The following is a 14,917-nucleotide window of genomic DNA, read 5'->3' on the forward strand; positions in this document are numbered from 1 at the left end:
TGCCAATGTCCAGCGAAATCGAAACGCTTCGACTCCGTTCGCCGCAGGACCCTTGTGCGGCAGATCACAGTGGACTAACTTGCAGTTTCCAACGGCCGAATAATTCATAGCAAAATGGCCGCTCGTTTCCTACCCCCCGGGCCACGCGGGTCCGACCGCACGAAGGAACGACGCTATGCGCCTCCACCCCCCGATCCCCACCCGCCGCCGTTTCCTCGGGCTCGCCGGCGCCGGCGCGCTCGCCGCCCTCTCCCCTTCCGTCCTCACCTCCTGCTCCCCCGGCGAGGGGGCCGGCGGCGGGTCCGCCGCGGAGGCCGGATCGCTCGACTCCCTGATCCCCACCCACATCCCCTTCGAGGGCGTCGTCCCCGACGTCGAGGGGCTGCACGGCGCCCCCGACGGGTTCACGTCCTACCCCGCCGAGTTCATCCGCGCCGTCCCCGAGCCCCCCGGCCGCGGCGGGAGCTACACGGCGATGACGCCGCTGTGGGGGCCGCTGCCGCCCGGCCCGGGGAACAACTCCTTCTTCGACCACGTCAACGGGCGCCTGGGCACCACCGTCGAGTTCAACTTCCAGGACGGCAACACCGTCATCGACAAGATGAACGCGGTGATCGCCGGGCGCGACGTCGCCGACCTCACGATGATCCCGGACTGGGTCATCAACCTGATGCCCCAGTTCAACCGCGCTGTGGGCGAGCTGTTCGAGGACCTGACCCCCCACCTGGCGGGCGACGCGGCCGCCGCCTACCCGCTGCTGGCCAACCTGGAGAGCGACGCCTGGCGCTGGAACGTCTTCAACGACCGGCTCCAGGGCGTGCCCTGGCCGGCCGAGCCGTTCGGCAACTGGGTGCTGTACCGGCGCGACCTGCTGGAGGAGTACGGGCTGGAGGCCCCCACCACCCCGGACGAGCTGTTCGCGATCGGCGAGGAGGTCAACGACCCCGGCGGCGACCGGTGGGCGTTCGGCGACTTCACCCTGAGCATGCGGCAGGTCTTCGGAGCGCCCAAGCAGTGGCGCTACTCCGGCGGCGAGCTGACCCACATGTTCGAGACCGACGAGTGGCGGGCGAGCGTCGAGTTCATGCGCCGGATCTTCGACGCCGGCCTGGTCCACCCCGACATCGTCGCCCTGGGCGACAACTCCAAGGAGCTGCTCAACTCCGGCCGGATCGTGTTCAACCAGGACGGCATCGGCGCCTGGCACGAGGCCTACGGGCAGATGCTGGGCGACGCGCCGGACTTCCGCCTGGACCTCATGCCGGTGTTCGGCGCGAACGGCGCCGACCCCGTCATGCACCGGTCCGACCCCTCCGCACAGTCGGTGTTCGTCCGCAGGGGCCTGGAGCCCGAACAGATCGAGGAGCTGCTGGGCGTCCTGAACTTCTGCGCCGCCCCGTTCGGCACCCGCGAGTACATGGACTACCGCTACGGGGAGGAGGGCGTCCACCACGAGCTGGACGGCGACGGCGCGCCGCAGCTCACCGACCTGGGCGCCGGCGAGGTCAACGACGGCTACTACTTCATCAGCGGCCGGCCCCCGGCCGTCACGGAGAGCCAGTTCCCGGACTTCGTGGAGTGGAAGACCGCCTGGTACAACAACGCGGCGCGGTTCTCGGAGGAGGACCCCTTCGCGGGCATCCGCATCCAGCGCCCCGAGCGGTTCGCCGGGGCGGAGACTCCGCTCACCGACAGGGTGCAGGACATCATCCGCGGGCGCGAGGACCTGGGCGCGCTGGACGGGGCCGTCGCGGACTGGCGGCGCGACGGCGGCGACGAGGGCCGCGAGTTCTACCTCGGCGTGCTCCAGGAGCACGGCCGTGACTGAACGGGCCGCGGCCACGGCCCCCTCCCCCGACCGGGCTCTGGCCCCGCCCCCGCGGCGGCGGGACCGGTCGGGGCGGGGGCGCCGGTCGGGGCGGGGACCCTCCCTGCGGGCCCGGTGGCTGCGCGACCGCTCCCTGCTGCTGATGACGCTGCCCGCGATCGGCCTGCTGGCGGTGTTCCACTACGTCCCCACGTTCGGGAACATCATCGCGTTCCAGCAGTACAACCCGTGGGACGGCGTCGCCGGCAGCCCCTGGGTGGGCCTCTACCAGTTCGAGCGGCTGTTCACCGACCCCCGGTTCTGGAACGCGGTGGGCAACACGCTGGTCATCGCCGCGGTCCAGCTGGTGTTCTTCTTCCCGGTGCCGATCGCGCTGGCGATCCTGCTGGACAGCGTGCTGGCCCGCCGCGTCCGGCTGGTGCTCCAGAGCATCGTGTACATGCCGCACTTCTTCTCGTGGGTGCTGGTGGTGACCCTGTTCCAGCAGATCCTGGGCGGGGCCGGGCTCGTCTCGCAGGCCCTGCGGGGCGCGGGGTACGCGCCGCTGGACATCATGGCCAGCCCCGACGCGTTCCTGCTCGTCGTCACCTCACAGATGGTCTGGAAGGACGCCGGGTGGGGCACGATCATCTTCCTGGCGGCGCTGGCCGCCATCGACCAGAACCTCTACGAGTCGGCGGCCGTGGACGGCGCGAACCGGTGGCGGCGGATGTGGCACATCACCCTGCCGGGGCTGCGGCCGGTGATCGTGCTGCTGCTCATCCTCAAGCTCGGCGACATCCTCAACGTCGGCTTCGAGCAGTTCTACCTGCAACGGGACGCCTTCGGCTCGGGCGTCTCGGAGGTCATGGACACGTACGTCTACCACCAGACCCTGGTCACCGGGAACTTCAGCGCGGGCGCGGCGGCGGGCCTGCTCAAGGGCGCCGTGGGGCTCGTGCTGATCCTGGTCGCCAACAAGACGGCCCACCTGATGGGCGAACACGGGGTGTACCGACGCTCATGAGCACACTGTCCAGGAGCCGCCCGGTCTGGGCGGAGCGGCCGTCCCTGCCCGCGCGGGCCGCGAAGAACACCGTCCTGGCGGCCGTCGCGGCCGTCGTCCTGCTGCCGATCTACGTCGTGGTCCTGACCAGTCTTTCGCCCGCCTCCGCGGTGACCGCCGCGGGCGGGCTGGTGGTGGTGCCCGGCGGGATCTCCTTCCAGGCGTACGCCGACCTGTTCTCGGGGGGCGTGGTGACCCGGGCGGTGCTGGTGAGCCTGGGCGTCACCGCCGCGGGCACACTGGTGAGCCTGACCGCGACCGTGCTGGCGGCCTACGGGCTGTCCCGGCCGGGTTCGCTGCTGCACCGGCCGCTGCTGTTCGCCGTGCTGCTGACGTTCCTGTTCGCCCCCGGGATGATCCCGCTGTACCTGCTGGTCAGCGACCTGGGGATGATCGACTCCTACGCGGCGCTGATCCTGCCGACGGCGGTGAACGCGTTCAACCTGGTGGTGATGCGGGCGTTCTTCATGAACCTGCCCGGGGAGATCGCCGACAGCGCCCGGATCGACGGGGCCGGGGAGTGGACGATCCTCCTCCGCCTGGTGCTGCCGATGTCCAAGGGGGTCACCGCCGTGGTCGGGCTGTTCTACGCGGTGGGCTACTGGAACGCCTTCTTCAACGCGATCCTCTACCTCAACGACAACGCCAGGTGGCCGCTCCAGCTGATCCTGCGCCAGTACGTGCAGCAGGGCCAGCAGCTCAACTCCGGCTCGCTGATCGGGGACGCGGTGCAGGGCACCGCGTCGGCGCCCAACCTGGCGGTGCAGATGGCGATCGTGGTGGTGGCGCTGGTGCCGGTGACGCTGATCTACCCGCTGGTGCAGAAGCACTTCACCAAGGGGGTCATCATCGGCGCCGTCAAGGGCTGACGCCCCGGCCGGGCCCGTGGTCCCGGCCGCCCCCACCGGCGGCCGGGACCACGGGAGCGCGGGGAGGTCGGCGCGCGCCGACCTCCCCGGGCCCGGTCAGCCGCAGGCCTCCCCGTTCAGGGAGAGGGCCCGCGGGGTGCCGGGGTCGCCGTCGGCGGACCCGTTGAACCCGACCGTCACGGAGCCGCCGGGGGCGATCCGGGCGTTCCACCCGGAGTCGGAGACGACCACGGACGCGCCGTCCTGGCGGTGGGTGGCGTTCCACAGGCTGGTGATCTCCTCGCCCGCGGTGAAGTCCCAGGCCAGGTCCCAGCCGTCCACCTCCCGCGCGCCGCCGTTGGTGACGGTGACCCGGGCCTGGAAGCCGCCGGGCCAGGTGTTGTCCACCGTGTAGTCCCACGTGCAGTCGGCGGTGCCGGGGCCCTCGGTGGGCCCTTCGGTCGGCTCCTCCGTCGGCTCCCCGGTGGGCTCCTCCGTCGGCTCCGGTGTGGGCTCCCCGGTGCCGGGCCCGGACCCGGCGGGGTCGCCGTAGACGATGCCGCGGCCGTTGGTGCCGATGTAGACCCGCCCGTACACGTCGGGGTCGCCGGTCACGACGGCGCCGGTCCAGGCCCACTGGTGGCGGTCGTCGTTGATCCGCACCCAGCTCAGCCCCGCGTCGTCGGAGCGGAAGATGCCGCGCACCCCGTCGATCCGGGAGCTGGTGTACACCGCCGGGTAGCCGGCCCCGGGCGCGGGCGCCCCGAAGCCCACCGCGTCGCCCTCGTCGACGCCCGCGACCGCCGCGAAGGTCTCCCCGGCATCGGTGGTGCGCCACATCCCGTAGTGGTCGCCGGTCCCGCCCGCGACCCACACGTCGCCGGTGTGCCCGGGCGCCGCACCGAACCGGATGTTCCCCTCGGCGGGCAGCCCGTCGTGGCGGGCCTCGAACACCGCCCCGCCGTCGGTGCTGGTGTAGAAGGTGCCGCCGGAGACCGCGTAGAACACGTCCGGGTCCACCCGGTCCGCCTCCACCCGCGCCCCCGCCGGAAGGCCGGAGGACGGGCTCCAGGACGACCCCAGGGTGGTCGAGACGTGCACCCCGGTGCCGTCCGGGCTCCACACGATCCGCGAGCCGTCGGCGTTGACCGCGACGGTGCCGCCGCCGGTGACGCCGCCCGGGGTCTGGCCGGCCCACCAGGAGTCCCCGCCGTTCGTCGAGACGCCGAGGGAGCCGCCCTCCTCGCCGCCCCCGGTCCGCACGAGGGTGTCCGGTGCCAGCTCGGCGAAGTCGAGCGAGGAGCCGTGGTCCCACGCGGGCTGGTCGAACATCCGGTCCGGCACCGTGCCGAGGTCCTCGTGGGTGAACCCGCCCAGGTCCAGCAGGGCCGAGTGCAGCGGCGCCCCGTCGCCGGGCGGGCTGACGAGGTCGTTGACCGCGGTCTCCTCGATGCCGTGCGCCTTCACCTCGATGGTGAAGGGCGTGTCGGAGTCCCAGTTCGTCAGCTCGTCGGAGCCGTACACGGTGGCCCCGGTCCCGTACAGGAACCGGTCGGAGTCGAAGGGGTCGATGGCCATCGCCTGGGTCATCCAGCCCAGCTTGGGCTGGGTCTCGGGAGCGGTGCCCGCGCTCCCCCAGTCCAGCCAGGGCGCGGTGGAGATGTCCATCTCGTAGCGGGTGGTGCGCTCGGGGTAGGCGCCCCAGTCCCACGCCCGCGTCCAGGTCTGGCCGGCGTCGGTGCTGCGGAAGATCTGGGTGTCGGGCCACCAGGAGATCTGGGTGGCGACCATGAGGGTGTCGGGGTCCTGCCGGTCGACGGTCAGCCCGCCGTAGCCGAAGTAGGCGTCCTCGGTCCCCGCCGGGACCGGGCTGATGTCGGTCCACTCGCCGGTGCCGGTGTCCAGCCGCCACACCTGGCCCGCGTCGCCGTCGTAGGGGCCGGGGGTGCTGGTGGTGGCGACGTACAGGCGGTCGTTCCCGTGGTCCACGACGCCGTGCGCGGGCAGGTACCCGGTGGGCGCGCCGGGGACGGGCTCCCAGGTGTCCCCGCCGTCGGTGCTGCGGTAGAGGGGGTCGTCGAGGTCGGCGACGCCCGCGTAGATCTCCTGCGTGGGCGAGCCCGGGGAGCCGGTGCCGGGGTCGAAGGCCACCCACGTGACGCCGATGACGTCGTCGAGCAGGCCGTTGGGGTCCCCCGGGTCCTGGACGTAGTCGCCGGGGTTGGGGAAGGCGGTGACCTCCGACCAGGTGGCGCCGTGGTCGGTGCTGCGCCACAGGCCGTGGCCGCCCCGGGCGCCGAAGTACACGACGGAGTTGTCGTTGGGGTCCACCGCCAGGCGCTCGCCCAGTCCGCGGCCGGGCATGTTGCCGCCGAGCTTGAAGGGCAGCTCGGCGGCCTCCCAGGTCTCCCCGCGGTCGTCGGAGCGCAGGACCGCGCCGTTGTTCGGGTCCCAGTCGTTGGTGTAGGTGCCCACCGCGGCGTAGACGCGGTCGGGGTCGACGGGGTCGGTGGCGATGGACACGACTCCGGTCCACCCCCACCGGTCCCAGTCGACCCAGTCGAGCAGGGGGACCCAGCGGTCGGTGGCGGGGTCCAGACGGTAGGCGCCGCCGATGTCGGTGCGGGCGTAGGCGAGGCCGGGTTCGGTCTCGTTGAAGACGATGCCGGGCACGAAGCCGCCCCCGGCGATGCGGACGTTGTCCCACGCGTAGTCGGCCTGTGCGAGGGCCGGGGAGGGGGCGGCGGCGCCGACCGCGGCGAGCGGCAGCGCCAGCGCCGCGGCGCTGAGCAGCGCGGCGGGGGTTCGGTGCCGCGGTCTCGGGGTTCGGGGGGGCATGCGGGACTCCTGAAAACTGGGGGGTCGCGCCCTCCCGGGGATTCCGGTTCCCGGGAGGGCGCCAATTGCCGATCAGTGTGAATACCCTTCGGGTGCCCGGCAAGAGGGGTCAGGAGAAGTTTTTCGAAGCGCTTCGACTTCGGGCATGGAGAAAAGTCTGAAACCGCAGAGAAATGGCCTGGCGGGGATCGCAGTCCACCCGGCGCCGGGTCCCGTCGGGAAACGCGGCCACCAGGCTCCGGGGCTCCACCGACCGCAGCCGGGCGTGCGCCGCGCCGCGCTCCCACTCCAGGACGTCGACGAGGAGCCCGCCCCGGCCGCGCAGCCCCTCCACCCGGCCCGCGGTCCAGGCCGGCGGCAGGGCGGGCAGCAGGTCGGCGCGGCCCTCGGTGGAGCCCAGCAGCACGGCGGCGACGACCGCGGGCAGCCCGCCGCCGATGTCCACGTTGAACAGCGCGCCGCGGTTGTGGGTGGGGGTCAGGGTGGGCCGCCAGTACCGGGTGGCCAGCATGCCCAGTGCCGCGTGCGCCCGTTCCGCGAGGCCCAGCCGGGCCGCCGCCAGGCCGAGCTGGACCAGTCCGAACGCCATCTCGTCGGACTCCTCGCCCCGCCACCAGTCCAGGCGGGCGCGCACCGCGGCCGCGGCGGCGGCCCGCAGGCGGGGCGCGGCCAGCGCCGGGTCCGGCTCGTACCAGAGGGGGTACAGGTGGGAGGCGTGCCGGTGGGCGTGCCGGTCGGCCTGCTCCAGCGGGCCGGCCGGGCCCGCCCACTCGGAGAGCTCCCCGCCGGGCGACACCCGGTAGGAGGGCGTGCGGGCGGCGAGGGCCGCCCACCGCCGCCCGCCCGGCAGGCCCAGGACCCGGTGCGCCCGCATGAGGTTGCGGCACAGGTCGCGGACGGCGGCGACGTCCATCGTGGCGTTGACGCAGGCCTGGCCGTCGGCGTCGGCGGGGGTGTTCTCCGGGGAGTAGGAGGGGACGAACCCGTCCGCGGTGAGGAAGTCCTCGTGGAACAGGGCCGCCTCGGTGAGGAACGGCAGCGCCCGCTCGCGCAGGAAGTCCCGGTCGCGGGTGTGGGAGTAGTAGTCCCAGTACAGCCGGGCCGCCCAGGCGGCCCCGGCGGTCCAGCAGGTCAGGGACCACACCGGCCCGAAGTGCTGGTGGCGGCCGGTGGTGGAGGCGTGCGCGGGCACCAGGACGCCCCGGCAGCCGTACAGGCGGCGGGCGTTCTCCCGGAGGTCGCCGAGCACGCCCTCCAGCAGGTCGAACACCGGGGTCATCAGCTCGGGGGTGCCGGTGGCGTGCAGGGCGGCCACCGCCGAGAAGAGGTTGCCGTCGAAGGTGTACCCGGAGCGCCAGGGCGGGTCGTAGGTGCCGCTCCACACCCCCTGGAGGGTGGGCGGCAGGCCGCCGCAGCTCGACACGATCGTGTACCGCGCAGCGTCCACGAGCCGGGCCAGGTGCGCCGGGGAGGCGCCCTCTGCGGGCGGGCCGTCCAGGTCGATGCGGAAGCGGTCCATGAGCCCGCCGTGCAGCGGGCGGTGCCGGTCCAGGGCGCGGTCGAACCCGGAGGGCGCCGGGGCGGCGGCCCCGGGGGCGGGAGCACCGCCCGCCTCACCCCCGCACGTGGGCGCGGACGCGGAGACGGGCCCACCGGCGGCCCGGGGAACGGGCGCGCCGCCCGGCACAGGGCCGGACTCGGAGACGGACACACCCCCGGACGCGGGAACACCACGCGCCCCACTCCCGCACGTGGGCGCGGACGCGGAGACGGGCCCACCGGCGGCCCGGGGAACGGGCGCGCCGCCCGGCACAGGGCCGGACACGAGAGCGGGCGCACCCCCGGGCACGGGAGCACCACCCTCCCCGCCCCCGGGCGGGCCGTCCGGCGCGCGGACGGGACCCGTGCCGGGAACGTCCACGGTGACCCGGACGACCGCCTCCAGGCGCTCCACCCCGCGCAGCTCCAGGGCGTCCCCGACCACCCGGACCCCGCCCCCGGAGGCGGACAGCGCGCACTCCACCGTGTACCCCGTCGGCGCCGCGGGCGGCGCCCCGGCCGGCCGGTCCGGGAAGCGCGCGCGCAGGCGCAGCACCCCCGGGGCGGCGGTGGCCTCGGCCTCCACCCGCACCGGCGGCCGCTCCCCCGGCGGGGCCAGGCGCAGCGTCCCGTCCAGCCCCGCGGCCCGGGACAGCTCCACCGCCACCGCCCCGTCCGCCCGGGAGGCCACCGCGCGGTGCGCGGTCCCGTCCGGCAGCTCCTCCGAGACCACGCCGGTGCCGAAGTCGCAGGCGCGCAGCGTATCGCCCGGTACGGGAGCGCTGAGCTCGAACGACAGCACGGCCGCGGGCACCAGGGGGTCGATCCACCGGGTCCGGGCGTACCCGGGGTGCTCGGCGGCGGCGGATCGCGCGATGAGCTCGGCGGCCTCCCGGGACCGGCCCGCCAGGAGCAGGGCGCGCAGCTCCGGCAGCAGGCGCGCGGTCGCGGGCGCGGGCAGGGCGTCGGCGACCGGCAGGAAGAGGCGCTCGTGGCACAGGGTGAGGCGGACCAGGTCCGCGGTGGAGTGCGCCAGCGCACCGGTGGTGCCGTTCCCGGTGACCAGGGCGTCCTCCCAGGAGGAGGCGGGCGTGCGGGTGCGGGCGCCGCGGACGCGCGGCGCTCGGACGTGGGACATGTCGCTCCAGGGGGGTGGGGGGTGTCGAGCGGACGGGGTTCCTCGCCATACTTCCTTCGTCCGCCCAACCTAAGGAGTCCCCCACATGGCCGCCCAGACCCCGCCGCACACCCCGCCCGGCCGGCAGCTGTGGTTCGGCGGCGACCACAACCCCGAGCAGTGGCCGGAGGAGACCCTCGCCGAGGACGTCGACCTCATGCGCCGGGCGGGCGTCACCCTGGCCACCGTCGGGGTGTTCGCGTGGTCGCGGCTGGAGCCGCGCGAGGGCGAGTACGACTTCGCGTGGCTGGACCGGGTGCTCGACCGGCTGCACGGGGCGGGCGTGCAGGTGGCGCTGGCCACCCCCACCGCGTCGCCGCCGCCGTGGTTCTCCCTGGCCCACCCCGACGCGCTGCCCGTGAACGCCGACGGGGTGCGGCTCACCCACGGCAGCCGCGACACCTACGACGTGTGCTCCCCGGACTACCGGCGGGCCTCGGTGCGGATCGTGCGGGCCCTGGCCGAGCGGTACGCCCACCACCCGGCGCTGGCCCTGTGGCACGTGCACAACGAGTACGGGACGTGGACCTACTCCGAGCACGGCGCCCGCGCGTTCCGGGACTGGCTGCGCCGCCGCCACGACACCCTGGACGCGCTGAACCGGGCGTGGACCACCGAGTTCTGGGGCCAGCGCTACGGCGCGTGGGACGAGGTGCTGCCGCCGCGGGCCACGCAGTACCTGGCCAACCCGGCGCACGTGCTGGACTTCCGGCGGTTCCTGTCCGACGAGATGCTCGACCACTTCCTGGACCAGCGCGACGTGCTGCGGACCGCATCCCCGGACGTGCCGGTCACCACCAACCTGGCCTTCGGCGACTGGGTCCCGGTGGACCCGTGGCGGTGGGCCGAGCACGTGGACCTGGTGTCGGTGGACGACTACCCGGACCGGTCCGGCGCGGGCGGGGACGAGCAGACGGCGTTCGCCGGCGACCTGGCCCGCTCCTGGGCGGACCGGGTGCCCGGGGGCGGGCGCCCGTGGCTGCTGATGGAGCAGGCCGCCGGGGTGGTCCACGAGAAGGGGGTCGTGCGCCCCAAGGCCCCCGGGGAGATCGCCCGGCACAGCCTCTCGCACGTCGCCCGGGGCTCGCGGGGGGCGATGTTCTTCCAGTGGCGCGCCTCCCGGGGCGGGGCCGAGCAGTGGTACTCGGGCATGGTGCCGCACGCCGGGCCCGACTCGCGGATCTTCCGGGAGGTGTGCGAGCTGGGCGACGTGCTCGGGCGCATCGCCGAGACGGCCGGGGCGGACGTGGTCGCCGACGCGGCCGTCACCTGGGACCCGGAGAGCTGGTGGGCGATGAACGCCACCCGCCTGCCCTCGGACCGGGTCGACTACCTGGAGGCGGTGCGCCAGGTGCACCGGGTGCTGTGGCGGTCGGGGCGCACGGTGGACTTCGTGCGCCCGGACCGGGAGCCGCCGCGGGTGCCGCTGCTGGTGGTGCCGTCCCTGTACCTGCTCTCCGAGCGCGACGCCGAGCGGCTGGCCCGCTACACCGAGAGGGGCGGAACGCTGGTGGTCACCTACCTGAGCGGCGTCGCCGACCCGACCGGGACCGTCCGCACCGGCGGGTACCCCGGCATGCTGCGCGACCTGCTGGGCGTGCGGGTGGAGGAGTTCCACCCCATGGCCGAGGGCGAGAAGGCCGGGATGGACGTGGGGATGGTGCGCGAGGAGGTGACGCTGTGGAGCGAGCGCGTCCACCTGGAGGGCGCCGAGACGGTGGCGCCCTACGCGGGCGGGGAGCTGGACGGGCTGCCCGCGGTGACGCGGCGCCGGTACGGGGCCGGTGAGGCCTGGTACGTGTCCGCGCACCTCAACGACCGCGGGCTGGGCCGGGTGTTCACCGAGGCCATCGGCCAGGGCCCCTTCCCGGAGGAGGGGCTGGACGTGGTGCGCCGGGTGGGCCCGGAGGGCGCGTGGGTGTTCCTCACCAACCACGGGCACCGGGCGCTGCGCATCGACCCCGCCCGCCTGGGGCTGGGCGCGGGCGCGGTGGACCTGGTGTCCAAGACCTCGGCGGAGGGGCTGATGCTGCCCGGCGGGGGCGTGGCGGTCCTGCGCGGACACCCCGTTGACAATTAGTTGCGAGCCTAGACAAACTGAGGGCCCCGACCCGCAGGAGGCTCCCATGACCGCGTACCGACCGACGCCCGAGGACAGGTTCACCTTCGGGCTGTGGACCGTGGGCTGGCGCGGCGTCAACACCTTCGGCGACGCCGTGCGGCCCCCGCTCGACCCCGTCGACGCCGTGCGCCGGCTGTCCGACCTGGGGGCGTACGGCATCACGTTCCACGACGACGACCTGATCCCGCCGGGCAGCACCCCCTCGGAGCGCGACGCGGTCCTCAAGAGGTTCCGGGGGGCGCTGGACGAGACCGGCCTGGCCGTGCCCATGGTCACCACCAACCTGTTCACCCACCCGGTGTTCCGCGACGGCGGGTTCACCTCCAACAGCCGCGACGTGCGCCGCCACGCGGTGCGCAAGGTGGTGCGCAACATCGACCTGGCGGTGTCCCTGGGCGCCACCACCTACGTGTGCTGGGGCGGCCAGGACGGCGCCGAGACCGAGGCCGGAAAGGACGGCGCCGCCGCGCTGGACCGGCTGCGCGAGGCGTTCGACCTGCTCTGCGGGTACGTCCGCGAGCAGGGCTACGACCTGCGGTTCGCCATCGAGCCCAAGCCCAACGAGCCGCGCGGCGACGTGCTGCTGCCGACCGTGGGGCACGCGCTGGCGTTCATCAACTCCCTGGAGCACCCGGAGATGGTCGGGGTCAACCCGGAGGTCGGGCACGAGCAGATGGCCGGGCTCAACTTCGCGCACGGGGTCGCCCAGGCGCTGTGGGCGGGCAAGCTGTTCCACATCGACCTCAACGGGCAGCGCGGGGTCAAGTACGACCAGGACCTGCGGTTCGGCGCGGGCGACGTCAAGGAGGCGTTCTTCCTGGTCGACCTGCTGGAGCGGGCCGGGTACGCGGGGCCCCGGCACTTCGACTTCAAGCCGCCGCGCACCGAGGACACGGACGGTGTGTGGGTCTCGGCGCAGGCCTGCATGCGCAACTACCTCATCCTCAAGGAGAAGGCCGCCGCGTTCCGGGCCGACCCCGAGGTGCGGGAGGCGCTGGAGGCCTCGCGGGTGCCGGAGCTGTCGGTGCCCACGCTGGGCGAGGGCGAGGACCTGGCCGGGCTGCTGGCGGAGGAGTTCGACGCGGACGCCGCCGGCGGGCGCGGCTACCACTTCGAGCGGCTGGACCAGCTGGCCCTGGAGCACCTGCTGGGCGTGCGCTGATCCCTGCCCCGCCGCGGGGGCACGGGGTGGGGGCACGGGGCCCGGAGAAGACGACGGCCCCGCCGGGCGCGATGCCCGGCGGGGCCGTCCCCCGTCTGTGCGGGACGGTGCGGCGGTCGCCTCACGGCGTGGTGCACAACACGGCTCCGAGGCCGCCCGAGGGCGCGGTATTCCGTGAAGGCTTCGGTTGAGCCCGGGGGACACTTTCTACCGCACCGTCCCGCATGGGGTGCAACGGGTGGCCCCCGCGGATAATTCCTGTGAGGGCGCTCACCCGGCGACCGGCACCTGGGCCCCCTTCCTGACCAGCACCGGGGCCCGGTCCAGCGGGGCGTCCAGCACGATCTCCGCGCCGCCGGGGTGCGTCCGCCCCGTCCACGGGTCCGTCCAGTCCGCCCCCCGCGGCAGGTACACCCGGCGCAAGCGCGCGCCGTACTCGGTGACCGGGGCGACCAGCAGGTCCGGGCCGAACAGGAAGGAGTCGCCCTCCTCCCAGGCGCGCGGGTCTCCGGGGAAGTCCACGAACAGCGGCCGCATCGGCGGCAGCCCGCGCTCGTGCGCGGCCCGCATCTGCTCCATGACGTAGGGGCGCAGCCGCTCGCGGAGCAGCAGCAGCTCCCGCAGCCGCCCGTAGACCTCCTCCCCGTAGGACCACACCTCGTTGGGCCCGCCCGACATCCCCGGGTACAGGGCGTGCGAGAACGGCTCCCGGTACCCGTGCAGCCGCAGCAGCGGGCAGAACACCCCGTACTGGAACCACCGCACCATCAGCTCCCGGTACTCGGGGTCCTCCTGGTCGCCGCCGTGGAACCCGCCGACGTCGGTGGTCCACCACGGGATCCCCGACATCGCCACGTTCAGGCCGGCCCGGACCTGGGCCCGCAGGGACGCGAAGGTCGGGGCGATGTCCCCCGACCACAGGGCCGCCCCGTACCGCTGGGAGCCCGCCCACGCGGAGCGGCACAGGGTGATGACCTCCTCCTCCCCGGCGGCGAGCATCCCCTCGTAGAAGGCGCGGGCGTTCTCGCGCGGGTAGATGTTGCCCACCTCCTCCCCCGGCCCCGCGTGGTAGCGCAGGTTCCCCGGGTGGCCGGGCTTGAGCTCGGGCTCGCAGGCGTCCAGCCACCACACGCGGATGCCGAGGGAGTGGTAGTTCTCGCGGGCGCGGTCCCACACGTAGGCGCGGGCCCCGGGGTGGGTGGGGTCGTAGAAGGAGACCTGGACGTGGGAGTCCACGCCCTTGTCCGCCCAGTCGGCGTGCACCGGCGGCCCCTGCTCGGTGGCCACCAGGTGCCCGGCGGCCATCATCGGCGCGTAGTTCTCGCTGAGCGGGCTCACCGACGGCCACACGGACACCATCAGCTCCACGCCCATCTCCCGCAGCTCCGCGACCATCGCCGCGGGGTCGGGCCACTCGGCCGGGTCGAACCGCCAGTCGCCCAGGTGGGTCCAGTGGAAGAAGTCCGCGACGATGACCGACAGCGGCAGCCCCCGGTCGCGGTACCCCCGGGCGACCTCCAGCAGCTCCTCCTGGGTCTTGTAGCGCAGCTTGCTCTGCCAGAACCCCGAGGCGAACTCCGGGAGCATCGGCGCGTGCCCGGTGGCGTCGGCGTAGCGCTCCAGGACCGCGGCGGGCCCGGGGCCGGCCGTGATCCAGTAGTCGATCTGGCGGGCGCTGTCGGACGTCCAGCGGGTGCCGTTGGCGGCGAACTCCACCCGGCCCACCGCCGGGCTGTTCCACAGCAGCCCGTAGCCGCGCGAGGAGACGACGAAGGGGACGGTGACCTCCGCGTTGCGCTGCACCAGGTCCACCACCGCGCCCTTGTGGTCGAACAGGCCGTGGGTGTGCTGGCCGAGCCCGAACAGGCGCTCGCCGTCGTAGGCGCGGAACCGCTGCTCGATCCGGTAGTAGCCGTTGCCGGTGGAGGAGTAGGCGCGCGGGCCCGGCCACCAGAAGTGGGCGCGCTCCTCGGCGAGCAGCTCCTCCCCGGCGCCGGCGCCCCCCGTCCGCAGGAAGCGGAGCATGCCGGAGGAGTCGACCTCGGCCGCGATCGCGCCGTTGGACAGCAGGGCGCGGTCCCCGTCCAGGGTCAGCCGCGGCTTCCCGCCCCCGGCGGGGGGATCGTCCAGCGCCCCGGGCAGGTCCTCGCGCAGGGCGGACAGCCCGGCCTGGACCCGCAGGCCGTCGGCGCCCCAGGCGCGGACCCGGACGACCTGGTGGCCGCCCCGCCACTCGACTCCGTCCTCGATCTCGTTGAACATGGCTCGTCCTTCCGGTCGGGGGGTGGGGCCGCGCGGTCGGCGCGGTCACGATCGGTGGGTGGGCGCGCACCCGGTCGTCGAAGCGCTTCGACGACC

General features: G+C 74.2%; 8 protein-coding genes. 5 read left to right on the plus strand and 3 right to left on the minus strand.

What is annotated here, in order from left to right:
* The first annotated feature begins 175 nt into the window (after positions 1-175).
* Genes BUE45_RS18035 through BUE45_RS18045 form a run of 3 tightly spaced genes read left to right on the plus strand, consistent with a single transcriptional unit; the run spans position 176 to position 3,742 of the window.
* Positions 176-1,828, plus strand: a complete 1,653-nt coding sequence (locus tag BUE45_RS18035) for an extracellular solute-binding protein (RefSeq protein ID WP_073380526.1) — start codon at positions 176-178, stop codon at positions 1,826-1,828.
* A complete protein-coding gene (locus BUE45_RS18040; protein WP_073380527.1) occupies positions 1,821-2,834 on the plus strand; it encodes an ABC transporter permease in 1,014 nt (337 codons plus the stop codon). The genes BUE45_RS18035 and BUE45_RS18040 overlap by 8 nt, the downstream gene beginning before the upstream one ends.
* Positions 2,831-3,742 carry a carbohydrate ABC transporter permease gene (locus tag BUE45_RS18045; RefSeq protein WP_073380528.1) on the plus strand — a complete coding sequence of 304 codons (912 nt, stop codon included), beginning with the start codon at positions 2,831-2,833 and terminating at the stop codon, positions 3,740-3,742. Before BUE45_RS18040 ends, BUE45_RS18045 begins: the two co-directional genes overlap by 4 nt.
* Before the next feature lie 96 nt (positions 3,743-3,838).
* On the opposite strand, the gene BUE45_RS18050 is transcribed toward BUE45_RS18045, so the two are convergent.
* Both BUE45_RS18050 and BUE45_RS33470 read right to left on the minus strand, forming a co-directional pair.
* The gene (locus BUE45_RS18050; protein WP_073380529.1) at positions 3,839-6,559 is read right to left on the minus strand and encodes a cellulose binding domain-containing protein; all 2,721 of its coding nucleotides are present in this window, start codon (positions 6,557-6,559) and stop codon (positions 3,839-3,841) included.
* A 109-nt stretch (positions 6,560-6,668) separates the two neighbouring features.
* The gene (locus tag BUE45_RS33470; protein ID WP_245833336.1) at positions 6,669-9,236 is read right to left on the minus strand and encodes a glycosyl hydrolase family 95 catalytic domain-containing protein; all 2,568 of its coding nucleotides are present in this window, start codon (positions 9,234-9,236) and stop codon (positions 6,669-6,671) included.
* An 85-nt stretch (positions 9,237-9,321) separates the two neighbouring features.
* Here BUE45_RS33470 and BUE45_RS18065 point away from each other — a divergent pair, with 85 nt between their 5' ends.
* Together BUE45_RS18065 and xylA are read left to right on the plus strand one after the other, a co-directional pair.
* Positions 9,322-11,355 carry a beta-galactosidase gene (locus tag BUE45_RS18065; protein WP_073380530.1) on the plus strand — a complete coding sequence of 678 codons (2,034 nt, stop codon included), beginning with the start codon at positions 9,322-9,324 and terminating at the stop codon, positions 11,353-11,355.
* Between the two features lie 46 nt (positions 11,356-11,401).
* A complete protein-coding gene (gene xylA, locus BUE45_RS18070) occupies positions 11,402-12,559 on the plus strand; it encodes a xylose isomerase (RefSeq protein WP_073380531.1) in 1,158 nt (385 codons plus the stop codon).
* Between the two features lie 270 nt (positions 12,560-12,829).
* Here xylA and BUE45_RS18075 read toward each other — a convergent pair whose 3' ends face one another.
* Positions 12,830-14,821, minus strand: a complete 1,992-nt coding sequence (locus BUE45_RS18075) for a glycoside hydrolase family 31 protein (RefSeq protein ID WP_073380532.1) — start codon at positions 14,819-14,821, stop codon at positions 12,830-12,832.
* Positions 14,822-14,917 lie beyond the last annotated feature (96 nt).

The sequence above is a fragment of the Nocardiopsis flavescens genome, assembly GCF_900141985.1.
Classification (GTDB): Bacteria; Actinomycetota; Actinomycetes; order Streptosporangiales; family Streptosporangiaceae; genus Nocardiopsis; species Nocardiopsis flavescens.

Coding starts and splice junctions, on each gene's coding strand:
- BUE45_RS18035 (WP_073380526.1), top strand. CDS start 176: ATGCGCCTCCACCCCCCGATCCCCACCCGCCGCCGTTTCCTCGGGCTC.
- xylA (WP_073380531.1), top strand. CDS start 11,402: ATGACCGCGTACCGACCGACGCCCGAGGACAGGTTCACCTTCGGGCTG.
- BUE45_RS18065 (WP_073380530.1), top strand. CDS start 9,322: ATGGCCGCCCAGACCCCGCCGCACACCCCGCCCGGCCGGCAGCTGTGG.
- BUE45_RS18075 (WP_073380532.1), bottom strand. CDS start 14,821: ATGTTCAACGAGATCGAGGACGGAGTCGAGTGGCGGGGCGGCCACCAG.
- BUE45_RS18045 (WP_073380528.1), top strand. CDS start 2,831: ATGAGCACACTGTCCAGGAGCCGCCCGGTCTGGGCGGAGCGGCCGTCC.
- BUE45_RS33470 (WP_245833336.1), bottom strand. CDS start 9,236: ATGTCCCACGTCCGAGCGCCGCGCGTCCGCGGCGCCCGCACCCGCACG.
- BUE45_RS18050 (WP_073380529.1), bottom strand. CDS start 6,559: ATGCCCCCCCGAACCCCGAGACCGCGGCACCGAACCCCCGCCGCGCTG.